Source organism: Streptomyces albiaxialis (assembly GCF_039530985.1).
GTDB lineage: Bacteria > Actinomycetota > Actinomycetes > Streptomycetales > Streptomycetaceae > Streptomyces > Streptomyces albiaxialis.
In genome coordinates, this window is the sequence record NZ_BAAAPE010000007.1 from 798,059 (window position 1) to 821,066 (window position 23,008).

Consider the following 23,008-nt stretch of genomic DNA (forward strand, 5'->3'; position numbering starts at 1 on the left):
CGTCCCTTACTTCGCGGCCAGCTCGGCGGCCTTGTCAGCCGCGCCGTCCATGGTGTCCACCTGCTGCACGAGCGGGTGGTTGGCGTCGGTCAGGATCTTGCGGCCCAGCTCGGCGTTGTTGCCGTCGAGGCGCACGACCAGGGGCTTGGTGACGTCCTCACCCTTGGACTTGAGCAGCTCCAGGGCCTGCACGATGCCGTTGGCGACCGCGTCGCACGCGGTGATGCCGCCGAAGACGTTGACGAACACGGACTTCACGTCCGGGTCACCGAGGATGATCTCCAGGCCGTTCGCCATGACCTCGGCCGAGGCGCCGCCGCCGATGTCGAGGAAGTTGGCCGGCTTGACGTTGCTGTGGTTCTCACCCGCGTACGCCACGACGTCGAGGGTGGACATGACCAGACCCGCGCCGTTGCCGATGATGCCGACCTGGCCGTCGAGCTTGACGTAGTTCAGGCCCTTGGCCTTGGCGGCGGCCTCCAGCGGGTTGGCCGCGGCCTTGTCCTCCAGGGCCTCGTGGTCGGGCTGGCGGAAGTCGGCGTTGGCGTCCAGGGAGACCTTGCCGTCCAGCGCGATGACCTTGCCGTCGCCGGTCTTGACCAGCGGGTTGACCTCGACCAGGAGGGCGTCCTCCTTGACGAAGACGTCCCACAGCTTGATCAGGACGTTGGCGACCTGGTCGACCAGCTCGGCCGGGAACTTCGCGGCCTCGGCGATCTCGCGGGCCTTGGCCTCGGTGACGCCCTCGATGGCGTCCACCGGGATCTTGGCGAGGGCCTCGGGCTTGGTGGCCGCGACCTCCTCGATCTCGACACCGCCCTCGACGGAGGCCATGGCCAGGAAGGTGCGGTTGGTGCGGTCGAGGAGGAAGGAGACGTAGTACTCCTCCGCGATGTCGGCCGTCTGGGCGAGCATCACCTTGTGGACCGTGTGGCCCTTGATGTCCATGCCCAGGATCTGGCCGGCCTTCTCCACCGCGTCCGCCGGGTCGGAGGCCAGCTTGACGCCGCCGGCCTTGCCGCGGCCGCCGGTCTTGACCTGCGCCTTGACGACCGCACGGCCGCCGAGTCGCTCAGTCACCTCGCGCGCCGCCTCGGGCGTCTCGATGACTTCACCGGCCAGCACCGGTACGTCATGCTTGGCGAAGATGTCCCTCGCCTGGTACTCGAACAGGTCCACGCGCGTCCGTCCCCTTAATCAGTGGTCTCGCGGTCGATGTCAGCGTGGGCGTGCCGCGAGGGCCGCGGCGTCCACGGATCGCGCGGCATGTCCGCCTTGCAGGTTAGCTCTGTGCGTGTGTGCTTCATAAATCGCAGCTCACACGGAAGCGGTGAGACCGGTCACAACGGGTCCGGGTCGGCCCCGTTTTTTCAGGGGTCGGAAGGGGCTGGACAGGGGTGCACCGGCCGTCCCGCCGCAGGCCGCGGGCGGGACGGCGGCGGAATCACTGGTCCGGCGGCACCGGCAGAGCCCGCTTCTCGATGGCCGCCGCCATCACCTCGGGGAACATGTCCGGCGTACAGGCGAAGGCCGGGGCGCCGAGCGCCGCGAGCGCCGCCGCGTGCTCCCTGTCGTACGCCGGGGTGCCCTCGTCGGAGAGCGCCAGCAGGGTCACGAACTGCACGCCCGCCGCCTTCATCGCCGCGACCCGCTTGAGCATCTCGTCCCGTATCCCCCCTTCGTAGAGATCGCTGATCAGCACGACGATCGTCTCGGCGGGGCGGCTGATCCGGGACTGGCAGTACGCCAGGGCGCGGTTGATGTCCGTGCCGCCGCCGAGCTGGGTGCCGAAGAGCACGTCGACCGGGTCGTCGAGATCGTCGGTGAGATCCACGACGTTCGTGTCGAAGACGACCAGGCGGGTGTCGAGCGAGCGCATGGAGGCGAGGACGGCGCCGAACACCGAGGCGTAGACCACCGAGGCCGCCATCGAACCCGACTGGTCGATCGCGAGGATCACGTCCTTCTTGACGGCCTGCGACGCCCGGCCGTACCCGATCAGGCGCTCGGGGATCACCGTGCGGTACTCCGGGAGATAGTTCTTGAGATTCGCCCGGATGGTCCGGTCCCAGTCGATGTCGCGGTGCCGGGGACGGTTCACCTTCGCCGAACGGTCCAGCGCGCCGGTCAGCGCCGAGCGCGTCCTGCTGGAGAGCTTTTTCTCCAATTGCTCGACGACCTTGCGGACGACGGCGCGCGCGGTCTCCTTGCTGGTCTCGGGCATCGCCTTGTTCAGCGACAGGAGCGTGCCGACCAGGTGCACGTCCGGCTCGACGGCCTCCAGCATCTCGGGCTCCAGCAGCAGCGCGGAGAGACCGAGCCGGTCGATCGCGTCCCGCTGCATGACCTGCACGACGGAGCTGGGGAAATACGTCCGGATGTCGCCGAGCCAGCGCGCGGCCTGCGGCGCCGAGCCGCCGAGCCCGGCGGAGCGCCTGCCGCCCTGGGAGGGGCTTCCCCCCGTCCCGTAGACCGCGTCCAGCGTCTTGTCCATCCCGGCGTCCGCGCCGCCGAGCGCGACCCCGGTCCCGTCACTGCCGTCGGCTCCGCCGAGGACCAGCCGCCAGCGCCGCAGCCGCTCCTCGTCGGTGGCGGTCCCGGCCCCGGCCCCGGCCTGTGTCCCGGTCTCCGCCCCGGTCTCAGCCCCGGCCCTCACGTCGTCGTACGTCCCCGTGTCGGTCATACGCCCGCTCCCTCCCCCAGCAACAGCCTCACCGTCTCCAGCACCACGTCCGCCCGCTCCTCGTCGAGCCCCGGGCCGAAGCCCGCCGGGCCCTCGCCGGGCACGGCCCGCGCGGCGGACGGGCGGCGCACCTGCTCGCCCAGCGAACGGCGCACCCCCGGCTCGAACTCCGCGAACGTGCGCCGCAGCAGCGGCAGGACATCCGTGAACGCGTCCCCCGGCACGCCCGACAGCCAGCCGTCCACCAGCGCCAGCAGTCGCTCGTCGTGGACGAGGAGCATCCCGCCGCCCGCGAGGAAGCCCTCGATCCACGCCGCCGCGTCGGCGGGCGGCGTGCCCGGCGAGAGGACGAGGCCCATCAGGCGCGCCGCCTCGTCGTCGCTCAACTCGCCGTCGTCCAGCAGCAGCCGCGCGCACCGGCCGCGCAGCAGGCCCGGCATCAGGTCGCGCCGCGCGAGCCCGCGCAGCATCGCCCGCCACCGCTCCATGAGCCCGCCTGCGGCACTGTCCGCGCTGGCGGCGGTGGCGGGGCTGGTTCCGGGGCCGGGGCTAGTGACGGTGTCGGGGCTGGTTCCGGGGCCGGGGCTGGTGACGGTGTCGGCGTCGGCTCCGGTGCCCGTGGCGGCGTCGGTCCCGGTGCTGGCATCAGTTCCGGTGGCGGTGGCTGGGTCGGTGCCCGTATCCGCGCCCGCTTCCGCAGCTCCGTCCCCGGCGCTCTGGCCCGCGCTCCCGCCCGCACGGTCGCGGGCGAGGAGGCCCACCGCCTGGTGCGCGGCGTCGAGGTGGCCGCGCATGTCGCGCGCGCCCTCGTCGTCGAGCCCGGCGCAGGCGGGCGGGAGGCCCACGCAGACCCGCTCGGCGAGGCCCTCGGCGACCTTGCCGAGCGCCCGTGCGTCGGTGCCGCGCACATCGCCGTACCGCACGGTCCGGACGAGGGCAGGGAGCGCCTGGGCGAGCCTGCCGACGTCGGACTCCAGGGCCGCGCGGTCGGCGAGGACGCGCATGACGTCCGGCAGCGCCTCGGGCAGATCGGCCAGCAGGCACCGCTCGGCGAGCGAGGTGACCTCGGCCAGCGGCGGATCCGACTCCAGCACCTCGGAGCGGGCCTTGGCGACGGCGGCCTCGTGCACCGTCGTCCCCCAGACGCCCGCCTCCGCGACCCGCACGGACAGCTCCGGCTCCCAGCGCAGCCGCCAGCTCTCGCGGAATGTCCCCGTGCTCTCCGTCCGCGAGCGGGACGGCTCGCCCCAGTCCACGCCGAGCAGCCGCAGCCGGTGCAGCAGCCTGCTGCGCGCGGCGTCGGTGTCCTTGCGCAGGTCGAGGTCCAGCTCGCGCTCGGCGGCCTCCGGCTTGAGCCGCACGGAGCGCTGCTGGCGGGCCAGATCGCGCTGGAGCGGCACGGCCGGTGCGTCGTCCGGGACCTCGCCGAGGACATCGCCGACGATCAGCCGGTCCTGGATCAGGCCGAGCGGCACGTCGGAGCCCTCGCACATCACCGCGCGGATCGCGTCGGTGGTCTCGGTGAGCCCGGCGAGGGGGCGGCCGCGCATCGCCGCCAGGGTGTCGGCGAGCCGCACGGCCTCGATGACATGGGCCGAGGAGACGCTGCGGTCCTGCTCCCGCAGCAGGCCCGCCACCTTGGTCATCCACCGCTCGACGGGACGGTCGGGCGCGGAGAACAGATGGCTGTACCAGCCGGGGGAGACGATCCCCGCCCCGTACCCCGACCGGCGCGCGAGGCGGCGGTGCGTCCAGGGCACCCAGGTGATCTCGGCCTTGACCTTGGGCAGCCCCTTGAGGAGCTGCCGGTCGGCCGTCGCCGTCGTGCGCGCGCTGAGCGCCGGGACGTGCCAGGCGCCGCAGACGACCGCCGGCGCCGGGTCGCCGAACTCCTTGCGGGCCTCCCGGAGCCGGAGCCGCATATGGGCCTCGCGGATGAGGTCGCGCCGGTGTCCGCCGTCCCCGTGCGCCTCGCGCAGCGCGCCCATCGCCTCGCCGAGCGCCGCGAACGGGGCGAGCGGGTCCGCGCGGCCCGTGCCCCGGTGCTCGACGACGTCCTCCCACCAGCGCTCCGGGTCGTCGTACCCCGCGGTCTCGGCCAGCACCGCGATGGGGTCGATACGGACGTCGTCCTCCGCGCCCCGGTCCGTCTGGTCCCTCTCCGCGTCCGCGCTCCCGTCCGGCTCCGCGCCCTCGCCCGGCTCCCCGTCCACGCCCGTGTCCGCCTCCGGCTCCAGGTCCGCGTCCGTCAGCGCCAGGGCGTGCGCGGCGGGCAGGTCCATGAAGCGGACCGGCACCCCGCGCTCCAGGGCCCAGCGGATCGCGACCCACTCCGGGGAGAACTCGGCGAGGGGCCAGAAGGCCGCCTTCCCCGGCTCGTTGACCGCGTGGGCCAGCAGGGCGACCGGGGGCACCATCCCCTCGTCGGCCGCCAGCTCGACCACCGCGTCCGCCTCGGGCGGCCCCTCGATGAGGAGGACCTTCGGCTCGTGCGCGGCCAGCGCGGCCCGCACCGCGCGGGCCGAGCCGGGGCCGTGGTGCCGCACGCCCAGCAGCAGCGGGCCGCGCCCGGCCCTCTCCGCCGCGTCCGCCGTCCCTGCTGTCATACGGTCACCTCGCGGCACGCGCGGTAGAAGTCCTTCCAGCCGTCGCGCTCGCGCACGACCGCCTCCAGATACTCCTGCCAGACCACCTTGTCGGCGGCCGGATCGCGGACGACAGCGCCGAGGATGCCCGCCGCGACGTCGCTCGCGCGCAGCACGCCGTCCCCGAAGTGCGCGGCCAGGGCGAGGCCGCCGGTGACGACGGAGATCGCCTCGGCCGTCGAGAGCGTCCCGGAGGGCGACTTGACCTTGGTGCGGCCGTCGGTCGTGACGCCGTCGCGCAGCTCGCGGAAGACGGTGACCACGCGCCGGATCTCGTCGAACCCCTCGGGAACGGCCGGCAGATCGAGCGAGCTGCCGAGCTGGTCGACGCGCCGGGAGACGATCTCGACCTCGGCCTCGGCGGTCTCGGGCAGCGGGAGCACGACGGTGTTGAAGCGGCGGCGCAGGGCGCTCGACAACTCGTTCACGCCCCTGTCGCGGTCGTTCGCCGTCGCGATCAGGTTGAACCCCCTTACCGCCTGGACCTCTTCGCCCAGCTCCGGGATCGGCAGCGTCTTCTCGGAGAGGACGGTGATCAGGGTGTCCTGGACGTCGGCGGGGATACGGGTCAGCTCCTCGACGCGCGCCGTCATCCCGTCCCGCATCGCGCGCATCACGGGGCTCGGCACCAGCGCGTCGCGGCTGGGGCCGTGGGCGAGCAACTGCGCGTAATTCCATCCGTAGCGAATGGCTTCCTCGGCGGTGCCCGCCGTGCCCTGCACGAGCAGCGTCGAATCACCGCTGACGGCGGCGGCCAGGTGCTCGGAGACCCAGGTCTTCGCGGTGCCCGGCACGCCGAGCAGCAGCAGGGCCCGGTCGGTCGCGAGCGTCGTCACCGCGACCTCCACGATGCGGCGCGGGCCCACGTACTTGGGCGAGATCACCGTGCCGTCGGGCAGCTCTCCGCCGAGCAGATACGTCGCCACGGCCCACGGCGACAGCTTCCAGCGCTCGGGGCGCGGACGGTCGTCGGCCGCCGCAAGCGCCTTCAGCTCCTCCGCGAAGGCGTCCTCGGCGTGCGGCCGCAGCGCGGCGGCCTGGTCAGCGACAGGGCTCTCGGTCACAACTCCCCCTCTGAGCATGGCGAATGGAGGCGGACCGGCCGACGGAACCCCCTCATGGCCCGGCATCGGCCGATCCGTGGAAACAACCATGCACCCCGCCACTGACAATCGCCCTGACCTGCGCCAACGCCCGTACCGGCGGCGGCGCGAGGCGCTTGCGGCGGCCTGCGAAACGGCTTGCGGAGGGCCGTTGTCAGTGGCGCCTCCTACCGTTCTCGGCATGGGTGGACACGCAGTCCGCTGGACAGCGGAGCAGGTAATGGCGCTGGCGCCTGACGATGCGTCACGCCGCGCGGGGAGCAAGCTGTCAGCGCCCGGTCCCTGGTCGGAGGCGGGGACGGGCATCGGAGCGGTGTGGGGGCTGTGCAAGGGCAGCGGAAAGAAGCCGTATCAGACGGTCGTCGATCTCGACGGCGGCCAGGGCCCGGGTTACAAGTGCTCGTGCCCCAGCAGGAAGTTCCCGTGCAAGCACGCGGTGGGACTCTTGCTGCTGTGGGCCGGCGGGGACGCGGCCGTGGCCGAGGAGGACAAGGCGCCGGAGTGGGCCGACGGCTGGCTCAGCGGGCGCCGCGAGCGCGCGACGCGCGCCACGTCCCGTGCCTCGGGAGGCGCGGGCGCGGAGGAAGCGGGCGGTGGCGACGGGGCCCCGTCCGAGCAGCAGCGGGCCGCGGCCAGACAGCGCGCCGAGCGACGGCACGCGCGGATCGCCGCGGGCGCCGAGGAGCTGGAGCAGCGCCTCGCCGACCTGCTGCGCGGCGGCCTCGCGGGCGCGGGCCAGGCGGGGTACGCGACGTGGGACGAGATGGCGGCCCGCATGGTGGACGCGCAGGCGCCCGGCCTCGCCTCGCGCATCCGGGAGCTGGGCGCGATCCCGGCCTCGGGCGAGGGCTGGCCGGGGCGGCTGCTCGCCGAGTGCGCGCTGCTGCACCTGCTCGACCAGGGCTTCCTGCGGCTCGACACGCTGCCGGAGCCGCTGGCCGCGACCGTACGCGGCAGGGTGGGCCTCACCGTCGACGCGGCGGAGCTGCTGGCCGACGAGAAGGCCCGCGTGCGGGACGAGTGGCTGGTCCTCGCGCAGCGGGACAGCGAGGAGGGCCGGCTCACGGCCCGCCGCATATGGCTGTACGGGCGGGCGTCGGGGCGGCACGCGCTGCTGCTCTCCTTCGGCGCCGCCGGGCGCGCGCCCGAACTGGCCCTGCCGGTGGGCACCTCGCTCGACGCCGACCTCGCGTTCTATCCGGGGGCGCGTCCGCTGCGCGCGGCGCTGGGCGAGCGGCACGGGCCGCCCGCGCCCGGCTTCGTCCCCGAGGGAGGCGCGGTGCCGGACGCCCTCGCGGCATACGCGTCGGGGCTCGCCGCCGATCCCTGGCTGGACGGCTGGCCCGCCGTCCTGCGCGACGTCGTGCCGGTGCCTCCGGCGGGCGCTGACGGCTCCCCGGTGAGCCGGACCGCCGGCTGGACGCTGGCGGCGGCCGACGAGGACGTGGCCCTGCCCCTCGCGCCCGGCACGAGCGACACGGCGCTCTGGAAGCTCGCCGCGATCTCCGGCGGAGGCCCTGTCACGGTCTTCGGCGAACACGGCCACCGCGGCTTCGCCCCGCACACCACCTGGAGCGACGGCAGGGCGGTCCCCCTGTGACGGCGAGCGCGCCACCAGGAGGAGCGGACCCGGACGTGAGGGAGGAACCGATGAGCACACTCGGCACGACCGTCGCGCCAGAGGCGCCAGAGGCGCCCGAGACGACGGAGAACACGAGCCGGCCGAACACGCAGAACGCATCGGGCACGCCGGACACAGCGGGCACGCGTGAAGCGCCCGGCACGACAGGCGCCCAGGGGACGCCGGAGGCGGCGTACGTGGCGGCCACGCGGGGCGCGACGGGCACGAAACGCGGACGGCCGGACACCGCGGGCGCCCCGAGGGCGTCGGAGGCGGCGGCGTACGCGCGGGACGCGAGCACGGCAGCCGCGGCGAGCACGCCGGACGCGGTGCCGACGGATGCGGTGCCGGGGGCGCGCGGGCGGGAGTCCGTGGGCGCCCCGCGCGCGGACGCCGTGCCCGGCCCGGCGGGCCGGAGCGCCCCTCAGGCCCCGGAGGGTGCGTACGGGTGGGACGAGCTGGTCAGTGCTGCCCTGCTCGGGGCCGAGCGGCGGACGCCTCCCGGCGGTGACGTGAAAGCGCTGCTGGACACCGCCGCGGTGCAGACCGTACGGCGACGGGCCGGGGCCCTGGCCGCCGTGCCCGGCCCCCGGCTGGAGCCCGCGCCGGATGACGGGCGCCCGGCGTTGCCGGAGGACGCCGAGTGGCGGCTGACGACCCTGCTGGCCAACCGTTCGCCGTCCGGCGGCTCCTCGGGCGGGCGGCGCGGCCCGGGGCCGGACCTGGGCGAGCTGCTGCCCCAGTGGCTGGCGGCGGCGAACGAGCGCGGGTATCGGGCGCCGTCCGCGGTGCTCCCCGCCCTGCTCGACGCGGCACGGGCCAGGACCGATCTGCGCGCCGAGACGCTCACGTTCGCGGGCCCGCGCGCCCTGTGGCTGGCGCGGCTGAACCCGGACTGGAAGTTCGCGCTGCGCGACGGCGTGCGCCGCGAGGCGCCCGAGGTCGGCTCCGAGGAGGCGCGGCGGCTCTGGGAGGAGGGCCTGTTCGCGGAGCGCGTCGCGCTGCTGGGCGCGCTGCGGCAGCGCGATCCGGCCGCCGGACTGGCGCTGCTGGAGTCCACCTGGAAGACGGAACGGGCCGAGGACCGGCTGATGTTCCTGGACTCACTGCGGCAAGGCCTCGGGCCGGACGACGAGCCGTTCCTCGACCAGGCGCTGGCCGACCGCAGCCGCACCGTGCGCGCCACGGCGGCCGAACTCCTCGCAGGGCTCCCGGACTCGGCGCTGGCCCGCCGGATGGCCGAGCGGGCGCGCACCTGCGTCAGCCTCGACCCACTGGGCGGCGGCACCCCCCGCGTCACCGTGGAGGCGCCGCACGAGTGCGACGCGGCGATGCAGCGCGACGGCGTGATACCGAAGCCTCCGGCGGGCCGGGGCGAACGGTCCTGGTGGCTGGGCCAGTTGGTGGAGGCGACGCCGCTGGACGTGTGGCGGGAGCGGCTCGGGGGGCGTACGCCGGAGGAGATCGTGGCGCTGCCGGTCGCCGACGGCTGGCGCGAGGACCTGCACGCCGCGTGGTGCCGCGCCGCCGTCCGCCAGCGGGCCGAGGAGTGGGCCCGCGCGCTGGTGGGACCGCCGACGGCGCCGTTCGGCGAGGGTCCGGGCGACCCGGCGAAGCTGCTGTCGGTGCTGCCCGGCGAGGAGCGCGGCGCGTGGGCGGCGCGGTTCATCGCCGCGCACGGGCTGTCGGAGGCGTTCCGGATCCTCGGGGTGTGCGCGGTGCCGTGGTCGCTGCCGCTGGGCCGCGCCGTCGTCGACGCACTGGAGATCGCCCGCGACGCGGGCAGCTATCCGTGGAGTTTCAGCGGGGTGATGGGCCTGGCCGAGCGGTGCCTGGACCCGGCGGACGCCGAGCGCCTGGCGCCGCTGGCCGCGGTGCCGGACGAGTCGGAGGACGGCTCGCCCGGCGCGGGCGCGTACTGGGCGGAGGCGTTCCAACGGCTCGTCGCCACACTCCGCTTGCGCGAGGCGATGCTCCGCGAGCTGGCGGGTCAGGCGTCGGACGCGGGGTCAGCGGTCGCGGGACCGGAGGGCTCGGGGCCGGAGGGCGCGGGGCCGGAGGGCGCGGGGCCGACCGGCGCCGCCTCGATCAGCGCGTAGGGGTCGGGGGCGGGGAGCGGGGTGACCGAGGTGATCCCGAAGCCCGCGCCGCGGCACAGCGCCTCGTACTCGGCGCGGGTCCGCTCCCTGCCGCCGTACGTCAGCAGCATGTTGACGTCGACGAGGTACGGCACCTCGTCGGCGTCCGGCGGCACGGTGGACGGCAGCACCGTCTCGACGACGAGCAGCCGCCCGTCGTCGGGCACGGCGCGGCGGATGTTGCGGAGGATCACGCCGCACTGCTCGTCGTCCCAGTCGTGGAGGACGCTCTTGAGGACGTAGAGGTCGCCGCCCGACGGCGCCGCCGCGAAGAAGTCGCCGGGCTCCAGCGCGCAGCGCCCCGCGAGCCCGGCGTCGGCCATCCGGTCCCGGGCCTGCGCGAGGCCGTCGGCCGTGTCGCACAGCACGCCGCGGACCCCGGGGTGCGCGCGCAGCACGCCGCTCAGCAGCGTGCCGTCCCCGCCGCCCATGTCGACGACGGTCGCGAACCGCCCGAAGTCGTAGTGCGCGGCGACATCGGCGGCGACCGCCCGGGATCCTCCGCCCATGGCCGCGTTGTACTCGGCGGACAGGTCGGGCCGGTCGCGCAGATACGTGAAGATGTCGGTGCCGTACGTCGCGGCGAACGTCGCTCCGCCGGTCCTGATCCCCTCGTCCAGGCGCTCCCAGTGGCGCACCAGGCCGGGGTTGGTGACGAGCCGGAACACCGAGTGCAGCGATTCCGGCAGGTCCGTTCGGAGTTGGGCGCCCATCTCCGTGAGCGCGAAGGCGGCGGGGGCGGTCTCGGTGAGCGCCCCCAGCGCGGCCAGGGCGCGCAGCAGCCGGAGCGTCGCTCCGGGGTCGGTGCCGAGCGCGCGGGCCACCTGCTCCGCGGTGCGGGTGTCGTCACCGATCAGGTCCATGACGCCCAGCCGGGCGCCGGTGGCCAGGACCTGGGTGGCGAGCTGCCCGTTGGCGAGCCGCGTCAGCTCGGCCCTCGCGGCGCCCTCCGCCGTCGCGGCCCCGCCGCGACCGGCGCGGGGCAGGGTGCCGTCCTTCGTCCGTGATCGCACGTCGAATCCTCCGTACGCGTCCCGGCCCCTGGGTTACTTAGGTGAGCCTAAGTTGGCCGAGCGGGACGGCGCAACGGATCCGACGGTGACGCGGCGACACGACGGACCGACGGACCGACGGGCCGACGGGCCGACGGGCCGACGGGCCGACGGGCCGACGGGCCGACGGGCCGACGGGCCGATGGACCGACGGTGCAACGAGCCGACGGCACAACAGGCGCACGAGACAAGAGGCCCTCGGAACAAGGGCGTTGCCCCGCGCCCCCGCGCGGCAGCCGTCCGCCTACGCGGCGACCGGGCCCACGTGAGCGCGGATCCACTCGACGACCTCGTTCGTCGTCGCGCCCGGGGTGAAGATCTCCGCGACGCCCTGGTCCTTCAGCGGCGCGATGTCCCCCTCGGGGATGATGCCGCCGCCGAAGACCTTGATGTCCGCGGCGTCCCGCTCGCGCAGCAGCTCCAGAACCCGCGCGAACAGGGTGTTGTGCGCGCCGGAGAGGATCGAGAGGCCGATCGCGTCGGCGTCCTCCTGGATCGCGGTGTCCACGATCTGCTCCGGCGTCTGGTGCAGGCCGGTGTAGATGACCTCCATGCCCGCGTCACGCAGCGCACGGGCGATGACCTTGGCCCCGCGATCATGACCGTCGAGCCCCGGCTTGGCGACCACGACGCGGATCGGACCCGACACACCCATCCCTGCCTCCAACTCACACAACTCAGACGGCCACAACGGCGGAGTGAACGCACGTTATCCCCAGGATCCCGCACCCGGCCGTTTCGCGCTCGGAAGGGAGGGGGAAATCACACCCAGGACAACACGTACGTCTCGCGCCGTATCCGCACTCTTCATCCGGAATCGGCGTGACAGGGGAGAGCCGCACGGTCCGTGAGCGCGCCGCGCCTTCCTCTCGCGCACCTCGGGAGGTGGCCGCATGCACGTACCGACCTTTCCGTCCGCCCTGTCCCTCCCCTTCTCCCTGGCCTCCCCCCTCCCTCTCCGCGCGACCGCCGTCGACGCGCTGGTCCTCGCCGGGCATCTGCTGCTCTATCCCACGGGCGTGCTCGCCGAGCGCACCACGGGCGCGGCCGCCGAGCACGCCCCCGACGGCCGCCCCGGGGCGGCGCCGCACCCCACCGACCGCCCGCCGGTGCTGCTCCTGCACGGCTTCTGCGACAACCGCTCCGCGTACGTCCTGCTGCGCCGCTCCCTGCTGCGGTACGGCTGGCGGCACGTCGCCGCGCTCAACCACTCCCCGCTCACCGGCGACGTGCGCGCCGCGGCCCGCCGGCTGGCGGGGCACGTCGAGGACGCGTGCGCGCGCACCGGGCACGAGCGGGTCGATCTGGTCGGGCACAGCCTGGGCGGACTGATCGCCCGCTATTACGTTCAACGCCTGGGCGGCGACGCGCGCACCCGCACCGTGATCACCCTCGGGACCCCGCACTCCGGCACGCGGGCCGCGCCCGTGCTCCCGGCTCACCCGGTCGCGCGTCAGATGTGCCCCGGCTCGCCTCTGCTCGCCGAGTTGGCGGAGCCGGTTCCCGGCGGATGCCGGACGCGGTTCGTGAGTTTCTGGAGCGACGCGGACGCGCTCATGATCCCGCGGGAAACCGCCCGTCTCGACCATTCCGACCTGCACGTACGCAATATCGCCGTGCGCGGTGTCGGACATATGACGCTGCCTGTCGACTGCGCCGTTTCCGCCCGGATCCGCGCGGAGTTGGGGGCGCGGAGCGGCGTGCGCCCGGCGTCCCCGGGCGCTCCGGCGGATGTCGCCTGAGCCGTAATTCCCCTCGAACTAATTTCGAACTCCGAGCCGACTACCGGTCCGTAGTCCGCCGAAAGACGGCCGATTGCCCTCTTCTTGAGCCCCCAAAACCCCGGGAAGATTGTCGCCGTCGCATACCGCCGGGTACAGTCGCCGCACTGCTCCGCCCCTGTCGCCTAGGCGAAAGAGAAGTTGGTGGTGAACGACCGTCATCCGTCGGGAGTCCCGAGTCCCGACGACCCCGGTTCCGACTTCTCGTACACGGCGTATTCCACCGACTACGGACAGTCGAATTACGGCGCTCCCGCTTATGGCAACGGCGATCCGCTCTTCGGTGCCATGCCCGGAAGTTACGACCAGCAGGCCGCCGACGGGCAGACGTCCGGTTACGGCTATCCCGTCGTGGACGACGGCACGGGCCAGTGGACGTTCGGTGTGCAGGAGACGACGTCCTGGGGCACCGGCACCTGGGAGGCCTCCCCCTGGGGCGCCGACCAGACGGGCCAGGCGGGACAGCCGGGCCAGGCAGGCATGGACGCCACGGCCGCCGCGGCCGCCGCGTACGGCTACGAGGGCGGCCAGGGCGGTTACGACGCCGCGTACACGGGCTACGAGCAGCAGTCCTACGGGACCCACGACACCTACGCCGCGGGATACGGCGCCTACGTCGCGTACGGCCAGGACGCCTCCGGCCAGTGGAACTTCAGCGCGGCCCACGAGTACGACACCGCCAGCACCTGGGGCTTCCCCGATACCGCCGGACCCCAGGCCGCCGCGCAGGCCCCCGCCGAGGCGCTGCCCGAGCAGCAGCCCATGGGCCACGGCGCCGCCTACGAGGGCTACGAGACGCCGTCGCCGTACGAGCAGCAGGACCGCTACGAGCCCGAGCAGTACGAGCCCGAGCAGTACGGGCCCGAACAGTACGGACCCGAGGGCCACGAGCACGCCGGCGGCTACGAGCCCGGCCCCGCTTACGACCCGTACGACGGCTACGAAGCCGACCAAGGCCACGGTCACAGTCACAGCCACGACTCCGGCCCCGACGACCGCTACGACGACCACTACGACGACGGTTACGAGCCCGGCGGTGGCCCCGACACCGCGACCCTCGCCGCCGTCCCGCAGCCCCGGGGCCGTCGGCGGTCCCCGAAGCCCCGGCGCCGCGCGCTGCTCACCGTCGCCGTGCCGTCCGTCGCCGTCCTCGGCGTGGCCGGAGCGGCCGCCGCCAGCGTCCTCGGCGGCGGGAGCGGGGGCGACGGCAAGAGCGGCGGCGAGGAGCCGCCCGCCCAGGCCGCGGGCGACACCGAGCCGACCGAGGTCAAGCCCTCCCAGGCGAACACCAAGCTCGACACCCAGCTCGCCGGACTCTCCGCCGACGCGGACGACTTCGCGGACCGCGCCAGCCGTACGCAGGAGCGCATCGACCTCAAGGAGCGCCAGAGGGCGGAGAAGGAGCGCAAGGCCAAGGAGGCCGCGCGCAAGGAGGCGATGCGCCCCAAGTACATGATCCCGGTGAAGGACCACCAGCTCAGCGCCCGTTACGGACAGGCAGGAATGAACTGGATGTCGGTCCACACGGGCATCGACTTCCCCGTCAGTTACGGCACCCCCGTGATGGCCGCGACCGACGGCACGGTCAGCACCAAGTACGACATGTCCTACGGCAACATGGCCGTGGTGACCGCCAAGGACGGCACCGAGACCTGGTACTGCCATCTGAGCAGCAACAAGATCCGCTCGGGCGAGGTCAAGGCCGGGGACACCATCGCCTACTCCGGGAACTCCGGGAACTCCACCGGACCCCACCTCCACTTCGAGGTGCGCCCCGGCGGCGGCTCGGCCGTCGACCCCATCCCGTGGCTCCAGGACAAGGGCCTGGAGATCAGCTAGAGCGCCCCGCAGGGGCGCGGGGAACTGCGCGACAAGCCACGACGCACCGGCAGTCGGCAACGCACGGCGTGCCCCACGGCGGGGCCCCGCCCAAGGATCAGAGCTTCTCCACGGGCGCGTACCGCAGCAGCAACCGCTTCGGCTTCTCGCCGCCGAAGTCGATCGTCGCCTCGGCGCTGTCCCCGCTGCCCTTCACGGCGACGACCGTGCCGAGCCCGAAGCTGTCGTGCGTGACCCGGTCCCCGACCGCGAGCTGGACGACCGGACGGTCGCCCGTACGGCGTGTGGCGAAGCCGGAGGGGCCGCCGCGCCGCGCCGACGCGTTCGCCGAGGACGACAGCGACGAGGTGACCGCGCTGAGCGCGGCGCCGCCGCCCGCGGCCCCGCCCTTGCGCTTCCAGTCCAGGAAGCTGTCCGGGATCTCCTCCAGGAAGCGGGACGGCGGGTTGTACGAGGGCTGGCCCCAGGCGCTGCGGAGCGTGGAGCGCGTCAGATAGAGCCGCTCACGGGCGCGCGTGATGCCGACGTACGCCAGGCGGCGCTCCTCCTCCAGCTCCTTAACGTTCCCCAGCGCGCGCATGTGCGGGAAGACGCCGTCCTCCATGCCCGTGAGGAAGACGACGGGGAACTCCAGGCCCTTCGCCGTGTGCAGCGTCATCAGCGTGACGACGCCGGCGTCCTCGTCCTCGCCCTCGTCGGGGATCTGGTCGGAGTCGGCGACGAGGGCCACCTGCTCCAGGAAGTCGGCGAGAGTGACCTCCTCGCCCTCGTGCTCCTTCTCGAACTCCAGGGCTACGGCGGCGAGTTCCTGGAGGTTCTCGATACGGGTCTCGTCCTGGGGGTCCGTCGAGGCCTGCAACTCGGCGAGATACCCGGTCTGTTCGAGCACGGCCTCCAGCACGGTGGCCGGGCCCGCGCCGGACTCGACGACGGTGCGCAGCTCCTCCATCAGGACGTTGAACCGCTTGACCGCGTTCGCCGAGCGGGCCGCCATCCCGTACGCCTCGTCCACGCGGACGAGGGCCTGCGGGAAGGTGATCTTCTCGCGCAGGGCCAGCGCCTCGATCATGGCCTCGGCGCGCTCGCCGATGCCGCGCTTGGGCACATTGAGGATCCGGCGGAGGGGGACCGCGTCCTCCGGGTTGGCCAGGACGCGCAGGTACGCCAGGACGTCGCGGACCTCCCTGCGCTCGTAGAACCGGACGCCGCCGACGACCTTGTACGGCAGGCCGACGCGGATGAAGACCTCTTCGAAGACACGCGACTGGGCGTTCGTCCGGTAGAAGACCGCGATGTCGCCGGGCTTGGCCGCTTCGTCGTCGGTGAGGCGGTCGATCTCGTCGGCGACGAACTGGGCCTCGTCGTGCTCGGTGTCCGCCACGTAACCCGTGATGCGGGAGCCGGAACCTGCGTTCGTCCACAGGTTCTTGGGGCGCCGGTTCTCGTTGCGCTCGATGACCGCGTTGGCCGCGGAGAGGATGGTCTGCGTCGAGCGGTAGTTCTGCTCCAGCAGGATCGTCGTCGCGTCCGGATAGTCCTCCTCGAACTGGAGGATGTTGCGGATGGTGGCGCCCCGGAACGCGTAGATCGACTGGTCCGCGTCGCCGACGACGCACAGCTCGGCCTGTCCCTCCGCCGGGCCGACCAGCTCGCGCACCAGCGTGTACTGCGCGTGGTTCGTGTCCTGGTACTCGTCGACGAGGACGTGGCGGAAGCGGCGGCGGTAGTGCTCGGCGACATCGGGGAACGCCTGGAGCAGGTGGACCGTCGTCATGATGATGTCGTCGAAGTCCAGCGCATTGGCCTCGCGCAGCCGCGCCTGGTACATCGTGTACGCCTCGGCGAGGGTCTTCTCAAAACCGTCGGCAGCCTGCCCGGCGAAGTCCTCCTCGTCGATCAGCTCGTTCTTCAGGTTCGACACCTTCGCGCTGAACGCCTTGGGCGGGAAGCGCTTCGGGTCGAGGTCCAGGTCGCGGCAGACGAGGGCCATGAGGCGCTTGGAGTCCGCCGCGTCGTAGATCGAGAAGGACGAGGTGAAGCCCAGCTTCTTGCTCTCGCGGCGCAGGATGCGCACGCACGCGCTGTGGAACGTGGAGACCCACATCGACTGCGCGCGGGGACCCACCAGGTCCTCGACGCGCTCCTTCATCTCGCCCGCCGCCTTGTTCGTGAACGTGATGGCGAGGATCTGGCCCGGGTGCACGCCGCGCGCGCCGAGCAGGTGCGCGATGCGGTGCGTGAGGACGCGCGTCTTGCCGGAGCCCGCGCCCGCGACGATCAGCAGCGGGGAGCCGGAGTGCACGACGGCCTCGCGCTGCTGCTCGTTCATCCCCTCCAGCAGCGCGGCCGGGTCCACGGCGGGGCGCGGGGCGCCGTCGCGATAGTGCCCGTCGCGTCCGGCGCCGCCCGCGAAGGTGCCCGCGAAGAGATCGTCCGGGATCTCCTCCTCGGGCGCGCTGGGCGCGCCGTCCTCGGGCGGCGGGGGAGGCGCGTCCGCCTCGGGGCCGGTGCCGTCGAGGTCCGCCAGGAAGCTGTCGTCGAAGAGGCTGCTCATCGTCGTACGAGTCTAGGCCGCCCCACCGACAGCGTTCCCGCCCCTGTGGAAGATGACGGAGTTGACCGCGAGGTTTCGGCCCCGTGAAAGATAACGAGGAGATATCGGACTAGTCGAACACCAGCCTTCACAGGGGCACCACAACCCCGCTACGGTGCCCTGTCAGGCAGCCCGGATCACCTGTCGGCGAAAGCGTCGGCACGGGCCGCCTCCGCCGAGTCCGGCCCGCGCCTCACCGTGTGCCGGAGCCGGGGACCCACCCGTACGGCCGCGCACGCGGGGCCCGTACGACTGGGGTGAATCGGCGCGGCCCGCCCGGCCCGCCGTAGGGCAGCCTTCCGACGCCCGAACCCGACAGCTAACCCGGTAGGCGGTCCACGGAAGGAGTCGCCGGCCTTGGCGTCGCACCGCAAGCCGCGCACCCGAGTTCTGCAGTCCACCGCGACCACCCGGGGCGCCATAGGCGTCACGACGGCCGCGATAGCCTCCGTCACCCTCCTCTCGCAGGGCGCGAGCGCCGCGCCCGGCGATCCCAAGGGCGACGGCAAGCAGTCCCTCTCCGAGGTCAAGGAGCGGGTCGACACCCTGTACCGCCAGGCGGGCACCGCCACGCAGAAGTACAACGCGGCCAAGGAGAGGACCGACAAGCAGCGCAAGAAGGTCGACGGCATGCTCGGCCAGGTCGCGAAGCGCACGGAGAAGCTCAACGACGCACGTCGCGTCCTCGGTACGTACGCCGCCGCGCAGTACCGCACCGGCGGCGTCTCCCAGACGGCCACGCTGCTGCTCACGAAGGACCCGCAGGGCTTCTTCAAGCAGTCGCACATCATGGACCGGATGACCGGCCGCCAGAAGGAGGCCGTCGCCGAGTACCAGGAGCGCGCGAAGTCCGCGGGCAAGAAGCGCTCCGAGGCGACCAAGCAGCTCAAGACGCTCACCGCGTCGCAGAAGAAGCTGAAGTCGAGCAAGCGCGAGATCCAGTCGAAGCTGTCCGAGGCGCGCGGGCTGCTGTCGAAGCTGACCGCCGAGGAGAAGGCGCGGCTGGCGGAGATCGAGCGCCAGAAGCGCCAGGAGGCGCGGCAGAAGGCGAAGGAGCGCGCGGAGCGCGAGCGGCGCGAGCAGGCGCGCAAGGAGCGTGAACGCGAGCGTGAGGGCGGCGGCAATGGCGGCGGCCAGGAGGGCGGCGGCTCCGACACGGGCTCGGGTTCGGGCTCCGGATCAGGGTCCGGATCGGGCTCGGGCTCCGGTTCCGGTTCCGGTTCCGGCAGCTCGTACGCGCAGAAGGCCCAGAAGGTCCTCGCCTTCGCCAAGCAGCAGCTAGGCAAGCCGTACGTCTGGGGCGCCACCGGGCCGAACTCGTACGACTGCTCCGGCTTCACCCAGGACGCCTGGAAGGCGGGCGGCGTCTCGCTGCCGCGCACCACGTTCGACCAGGTGAAGGTGGGGACGAAGGTCGCCAAGTCCGCGATGCAGCCGGGCGACCTGATCTTCTTCTACGACGACGTGAGCCACGTGGGCATCTACGTCGGCGACGGCCAGATGATCCACGCCCCGAAGCCGGGCGCGAACATCCGCTACGAGTCGATCGACTACATGCCGTTCCACTCGGCGGTCCGCCCGGCGTAGGGGGTCACACCCGGGTCTACGTCCAGAGGACCGCGATGAAGATGTTGGCCACCGTCAGGAGGCCGACGGCTCCGAAGAGGGGCGGGGAGACCTTCTCCTCGTCCCTCTTCACATAGACGAGGCCGAGGATCACGACGAGCAGCGCGAGCTTGATCCCGATCTTGACGTTGTTCACCGACTGGTCGTCCGCCTGGTTGAGCCCGACCAGGGCGACGCCGGTGACCAGCATGGTGAGCGCACCGTGCAGCATGCCCTTGCCGAATGCGGCCGTACCCTCACCCATGGCCTTCATCTGCGTGAAGAAGCCGCCGAGCAGCGCGGCGATGCCGATGATGTGAAGGCCGACGAACACATTGATCAGTACGTCCATGCTCGTGAGCGTATCCGGGCGTCGGGCGGGCCCTCGTCGGCAGGGTACGGACGAAAGCGACCAGTCCCTGTCAACCCGTTACGAAATCGCGATATCGCCGCTTAGCGTCCTGCTCCATGGCTTCGCACCGCAAGTCCCGCAGGTCCAAACCGAGCCCCCTCACCCTGGTCAGCACTCCGACGGCGCGCGCGGCGCTCACCCTCGCGCTCGCCGGAGCCGCGAGCCTCGGCTCGCTCCAGGGCTCCGCTCACGCACAGCCCCGCACCCCGTCCCCCGGCGAGCAGATCAAGAGCACGGTCGACCGCCTCAACGCCGAGGCCGCCGCCACCGCGTCGTCCTCGTCATCGCCCTCGTCATCGCCCTCGTCCGCGTCATCATCTTCGTCCCACATCCCCAACGGCAGTAACGCGGACGGAGCGCGACAGACACGGGACACGGCGCCCGCCCAGTCCGCCGAGCCCGCGCACAAGCCCGTAGAGCCCGCAAAGCCCGCAAAACCCGCTGAGCCCACCAAGCCGGCCGAGCCCGCGCAGTCCCCGAAGCAGGCGCAACCGGCGAAGCCCGCGAAGTCGCCGGAGCAGGCGCGGCCCACGAAGGCCGCCAAGCCCGCGAAGGCCCCGAAGCACGCCAAGCCCTCCAAGCCCGCGAAGGCCGCCAAGCCGGCGAAGTCCTCCAAGCCGGCGAAGTCCGCGAGGCCCGCGAAGTCCGCCGCACCGGCCAAGTCCTCCGCATCCCGGCGTGCCACCCGCGCCGTCGCGTTCGCGCGGCAGGCGCTCGGCAAGCCGTACGTGTGGGGCGCCACGGGCCCGTCCGGGTACGACTGTTCGGGCCTGACGCAGGCCGCGTGGCGCGCCGCGGGCATCTCGCTGCCCCGCACCACCTACACCCAGATCAACGCGGGCAAGCGCGTCTCCCGCTCCCAGCTCCGCCCCGGCGACCTGGTCTTCTTCTACAGCTCCCGCAGCCACGTCGGGATCTACGTCGGCGACGGCCGGATGATCCACGCCCCGCGTCCCGGCAGGTCCGTGCGCGTCTCGCCCATCGACCAGATGCCGTTCGCGGGTGCCACTCGCCCTGGCTAGTTGCCGTACCGGGATGTAGCTTCCGCTCCTACGGAACGGAGGCCTCCATGCCCGAGCCCGCGCCCATACCCCCCGAGCGGCTCCACTTCGCGACGCCGCCCCGCCACGCCTCCCCCGCGGACGAGCGGCGGCACCGCAAGGAACGCCTCGCGGCGGCGCTCCGCGTCTTCGCCCGGAAGGGGTACGAGGAGGGCGTCGCGGGACATGTCACCGCGCGGGACCCGGAGTTCACGGACTGCTGCTGGGTCAATCCGTTCGGGGTCCCGTTCGGTCATGTCACCGTGAGCGATCTCCTGCTCGTCAACGGGGACGGCCAGGTCCTCGAAGGGCGCCACCACGTCAACCAGGCGGCCTTCGCCGTTCACTCGCAAGTGCACCGGGCCCGCCCGGACGTCGTCGCCGTGGCGCACTGCCACTCGACGTACGGGCGGGCCCTCGCCGCGCTCGGCGAGCCGCTCGAACCGATCACCCAGGAGGCGTGCGCGTTCTACGAGGCCCACACGGTGCTCGACGCCTATACGGGCGTGACGGTGAACGAGGACGAGGGACGCCGTATCGCCGCGGCGCTCGGCCCGCACAAGGCCGTCGTCCTGCGCAATCACGGCCTGCTGACGGTCGGGGACTCGGTGGACGCGGCCGCGTGGTGGTTCCTCCAGATGGAGCGGTCGTGCGAGATCCAGTTGACCGCCAGGGCGGCGGGAAAGCCGGTGCTCATCGACCACGCGAGCGCCGTCTCCACCCGCGAGCAGCTCGGTGCCGACCTCGTCGCGTGGATCAACTATCAACCTCTCTACACAACTGTCACCCGCGACGAACCGGACCTGCTGAGCTGACCCCGACCCGTGTAGGGCACAATCCCCTTCCATTGCACGGAAGTTGAGAGGCGGGGTTGCGCAGTGGCCGTGGACACGGCACGGGACGGCTCGACGAGCGCTGGAGACGAGCCGGACGGCGCGGACGGCACGACGGGCACGACGGGCACCACCGGCACGACGAGCACGGCGGGCACGAACAGCGCCCAGGGCGCGACGGCGCGCGGCGGCGTGGCGCACAGCGGGAAGAAGCTCCTCGCGCGCGCGGCCGGCGGGCATTCGCGCCGGGCGCGCGGCGGGGCGTACGGCGGCTCGTCGCACTCCGGCTCCGGCTCTGGATCCGGCTCCGGTCCCGACTCCGGCTCCGGGCACCACACCCCCTGCACCTGTGCGGACTGTCCCGGCAACGCGCGCGCGAACCATCGCCGCGCCCTGGCCGACTTCCTGCGGCGGCGCGACGAGCTGGCCGCGGGTGAGGGCGTGCCCGCCGGGCTCGCGCACTCCCCCGGCGCCTCCCGCCAGTGGGTCTCGGACGAGCTGACCGAGGCCGCGCGTGCCGTGGCCGACCGGGGCCGCGAGGAGGGCGGGGCGTGGCTGGCCCGGCTGTGGCGGCACACCCTCGTCGCCGTCTGGGCCGCCGTGGGCGCGCTGCTGCTCGGCCAGTTGCTCACCGCGCTCGCCGCCGACGGCTGGACCCTCGCGCGCACCGCGACCCTCTGCGCGGCGCTGGCCTCGGCCGCGGTGCTCTCCCTCACGGCCTGGCTGCACCGGGCGCGCGGCGGCGTGCTCGCGCCCGTCATCGGCGAGGACAACCGGCTGTCCACCTCGCGCGCCGTGGCCGCCTCCTGGGTGCTGCTGGTGGTGTACGACGTGCTCGTCCTGGCCGTCGAACTGGCGGGCGTGGGCGGCGCGGAGGAGCGCCGCGCGCTCCTGGAGGGGCTCGACCTGGCGCACGGCGCGGGCGTGCTCACCGTCCTCGCGCTCACGTGCGCCGTGGCCGTGGTGGTGCGGCGCGCGGTGACCGTACGGGTGCAGGGGCGGCGCCTGCAGAAGGTGCGCGCCGACCGTCCGCGCGCCTCCGACCTGCTCACGGACGACGCCGGGCGCGGCACATTCGCGGACGTGCAGTACGTGCTGGTCAGCGCGGTCGCCGTCGTCTTCGCCGCCGTCCGGCTGGCCCGCGAGCCCGAGCAGCTCCCCGACCTGCCCTGGGGCCTGGCGCTGCTGGTGGTGGTCTCGTCCGCGACGTACCTCGCCGGGAAGTACGCGGAGGGCGGGCGGCCCGTCGTCCTCTCCGTCGTACGGGCGCGGGAGATCGGCGACCTGCACGCGCCGATCCGTACGGGCGACGACATCGAGATCCGCGGCGCCGGGTTCGTCCCCGCGGGCGCGGGCGCACCCGACCGGCTGGCGCGGATGGTGGTGCGCATCGGCACCGTCCATGTGCACGTCCCGCTGATCCCCGTCTCCGGCGGCTTCACGAGCCCCGCGGACGCGACCCTGACGGTGCCGGTGCCCGTGGAGGTCGAGCCGGGGCGGGTGGACGTCCAGGTCGTCACGGCCGCGGGCGTGGAGACGAACCGCTACCCCATCGACGTCGTGGACTGAGCGCCCGGCTGAACTCGGCGACGCGCGTTCCCGTACATGGCTGCGGGGGAGGCGTTCCGGCCGCGTACGAGGAAGAATCGCCTCCGCACACACC

At 73.2% G+C, this 23,008-nt stretch carries 16 protein-coding genes and 1 riboswitch; of the genes, 8 read left to right on the top strand and 8 right to left on the bottom strand.

The genetic code is table 11. The annotated features are described in order from the left end of the window. Positions 1 to 6: 6 nt before the first annotated feature. The 4 genes from sucC to ABD343_RS14685 form a co-directional block, all read right to left on the bottom strand. Positions 7 to 1,179 (bottom strand): ADP-forming succinate--CoA ligase subunit beta, encoded by a 1,173-nt coding sequence (gene sucC, locus ABD343_RS14670; RefSeq protein ID WP_344527967.1) that lies wholly within the window; start codon positions 1,177 to 1,179, stop codon positions 7 to 9. 265 nt (positions 1,180 to 1,444) lie between these two features. Next, positions 1,445 to 2,683 (bottom strand): VWA domain-containing protein, encoded by a 1,239-nt coding sequence (locus ABD343_RS14675; RefSeq protein WP_344527969.1) that lies wholly within the window; start codon positions 2,681 to 2,683, stop codon positions 1,445 to 1,447. Continuing rightward, a complete protein-coding gene (locus ABD343_RS14680; protein ID WP_344527970.1) occupies positions 2,680 to 5,289 on the bottom strand; it encodes a DUF5682 family protein in 2,610 nt (869 codons plus the stop codon). Before ABD343_RS14680 ends, ABD343_RS14675 begins: the two co-directional genes overlap by 4 nt. Beyond that, entirely contained in the window at positions 5,286 to 6,392 is a 1,107-nt protein-coding gene (locus tag ABD343_RS14685) for an ATP-binding protein (protein WP_344527971.1), read from the bottom strand. Before ABD343_RS14685 ends, ABD343_RS14680 begins: the two co-directional genes overlap by 4 nt. Before the next feature lie 220 nt (positions 6,393 to 6,612). Here ABD343_RS14685 and ABD343_RS14690 point away from each other — a divergent pair, with 220 nt between their 5' ends. Next, on the top strand, positions 6,613 to 8,031 hold the full coding sequence (locus tag ABD343_RS14690; protein WP_344527972.1) for an SWIM zinc finger family protein: 1,419 nt from the start codon (positions 6,613 to 6,615) through the stop codon (positions 8,029 to 8,031). A 50-nt stretch (positions 8,032 to 8,081) separates the two neighbouring features. Continuing rightward, positions 8,082 to 10,151, top strand: a complete 2,070-nt coding sequence (locus ABD343_RS14695; RefSeq protein ID WP_344527974.1) for a DUF5691 domain-containing protein — start codon at positions 8,082 to 8,084, stop codon at positions 10,149 to 10,151. Here the strand turns inward: ABD343_RS14695 and ABD343_RS14700 are convergent. Both ABD343_RS14700 and icmB read right to left on the bottom strand, forming a co-directional pair. Next, positions 10,043 to 11,203 carry a methyltransferase gene (locus ABD343_RS14700; RefSeq protein ID WP_344527976.1) on the bottom strand — a complete coding sequence of 387 codons (1,161 nt, stop codon included), beginning with the start codon at positions 11,201 to 11,203 and terminating at the stop codon, positions 10,043 to 10,045. The two genes, ABD343_RS14695 and ABD343_RS14700, sit on opposite strands and share 109 nt — an antisense overlap. A 283-nt stretch (positions 11,204 to 11,486) precedes the next feature. Further along, on the bottom strand, positions 11,487 to 11,897 hold the full coding sequence (gene icmB / locus ABD343_RS14705; protein ID WP_344527977.1) for a coenzyme B12-dependent isobutyryl CoA mutase small subunit: 411 nt from the start codon (positions 11,895 to 11,897) through the stop codon (positions 11,487 to 11,489). A gap of 238 nt (positions 11,898 to 12,135) precedes the next feature. Here icmB and ABD343_RS14710 point away from each other — a divergent pair, with 238 nt between their 5' ends. Both ABD343_RS14710 and ABD343_RS14715 read left to right on the top strand, forming a co-directional pair. Then, positions 12,136 to 12,984, top strand: a complete 849-nt coding sequence (locus tag ABD343_RS14710) for a lipase family alpha/beta hydrolase (RefSeq protein ID WP_344527978.1) — start codon at positions 12,136 to 12,138, stop codon at positions 12,982 to 12,984. Positions 12,985 to 13,170: 186 nt separating this feature from the next. Further along, positions 13,171 to 14,862 carry a M23 family metallopeptidase gene (locus ABD343_RS14715; RefSeq protein WP_344527980.1) on the top strand — a complete coding sequence of 564 codons (1,692 nt, stop codon included), beginning with the start codon at positions 13,171 to 13,173 and terminating at the stop codon, positions 14,860 to 14,862. 97 nt (positions 14,863 to 14,959) lie between these two features. Here the strand turns inward: ABD343_RS14715 and pcrA are convergent, their stop codons facing one another. Then, positions 14,960 to 17,416 carry a DNA helicase PcrA gene (pcrA, locus tag ABD343_RS14720; RefSeq protein ID WP_344527982.1) on the bottom strand — a complete coding sequence of 819 codons (2,457 nt, stop codon included), beginning with the start codon at positions 17,414 to 17,416 and terminating at the stop codon, positions 14,960 to 14,962. A gap of 230 nt (positions 17,417 to 17,646) precedes the next feature. After that, positions 17,647 to 17,804, top strand: a riboswitch (cyclic di-AMP (ydaO/yuaA leader). A gap of 8 nt (positions 17,805 to 17,812) precedes the next feature. Between pcrA and ABD343_RS14725 the strand changes: the two genes are divergently transcribed. Further along, positions 17,813 to 19,042, top strand: a complete 1,230-nt coding sequence (locus ABD343_RS14725; RefSeq protein WP_344527984.1) for a C40 family peptidase — start codon at positions 17,813 to 17,815, stop codon at positions 19,040 to 19,042. A gap of 16 nt (positions 19,043 to 19,058) precedes the next feature. Here ABD343_RS14725 and ABD343_RS14730 read toward each other — a convergent pair whose 3' ends face one another. Beyond that, complete coding sequence (locus tag ABD343_RS14730) at positions 19,059 to 19,412, bottom strand: hypothetical protein (protein ID WP_344527986.1); 354 nt, start codon at positions 19,410 to 19,412, stop codon at positions 19,059 to 19,061. A gap of 116 nt (positions 19,413 to 19,528) precedes the next feature. Here ABD343_RS14730 and ABD343_RS14735 point away from each other — a divergent pair, with 116 nt between their 5' ends. The 3 genes from ABD343_RS14735 to ABD343_RS14745 all read left to right on the top strand — a co-directional run bounded on the left by ABD343_RS14735 (position 19,529) and on the right by ABD343_RS14745 (position 22,914). Further along, positions 19,529 to 20,494 (top strand): C40 family peptidase, encoded by a 966-nt coding sequence (locus ABD343_RS14735; RefSeq protein ID WP_344527988.1) that lies wholly within the window; start codon positions 19,529 to 19,531, stop codon positions 20,492 to 20,494. A 47-nt stretch (positions 20,495 to 20,541) separates the two neighbouring features. After that, positions 20,542 to 21,327, top strand: coding sequence for a class II aldolase/adducin family protein (locus ABD343_RS14740; protein ID WP_344527990.1), 786 nt, complete (start codon positions 20,542 to 20,544; stop codon positions 21,325 to 21,327). 69 nt (positions 21,328 to 21,396) lie between these two features. Further along, complete coding sequence (locus ABD343_RS14745; RefSeq protein ID WP_344527992.1) at positions 21,397 to 22,914, top strand: hypothetical protein; 1,518 nt, start codon at positions 21,397 to 21,399, stop codon at positions 22,912 to 22,914. The last annotated feature ends 94 nt before the right edge of the window (positions 22,915 to 23,008 follow it).

Coding starts and splice junctions, on each gene's coding strand:
- ABD343_RS14730 (WP_344527986.1), bottom strand. CDS start 19,412: ATGGACGTACTGATCAATGTGTTCGTCGGCCTTCACATCATCGGCATC.
- ABD343_RS14740 (WP_344527990.1), top strand. CDS start 20,542: ATGCCCGAGCCCGCGCCCATACCCCCCGAGCGGCTCCACTTCGCGACG.
- ABD343_RS14680 (WP_344527970.1), bottom strand. CDS start 5,289: ATGACAGCAGGGACGGCGGACGCGGCGGAGAGGGCCGGGCGCGGCCCG.
- ABD343_RS14735 (WP_344527988.1), top strand. CDS start 19,529: ATGGCTTCGCACCGCAAGTCCCGCAGGTCCAAACCGAGCCCCCTCACC.
- ABD343_RS14710 (WP_344527978.1), top strand. CDS start 12,136: ATGCACGTACCGACCTTTCCGTCCGCCCTGTCCCTCCCCTTCTCCCTG.
- ABD343_RS14695 (WP_344527974.1), top strand. CDS start 8,082: ATGAGCACACTCGGCACGACCGTCGCGCCAGAGGCGCCAGAGGCGCCC.
- pcrA (WP_344527982.1), bottom strand. CDS start 17,416: ATGAGCAGCCTCTTCGACGACAGCTTCCTGGCGGACCTCGACGGCACC.
- ABD343_RS14690 (WP_344527972.1), top strand. CDS start 6,613: ATGGGTGGACACGCAGTCCGCTGGACAGCGGAGCAGGTAATGGCGCTG.
- ABD343_RS14675 (WP_344527969.1), bottom strand. CDS start 2,683: ATGACCGACACGGGGACGTACGACGACGTGAGGGCCGGGGCTGAGACC.
- icmB (WP_344527977.1), bottom strand. CDS start 11,897: ATGGGTGTGTCGGGTCCGATCCGCGTCGTGGTCGCCAAGCCGGGGCTC.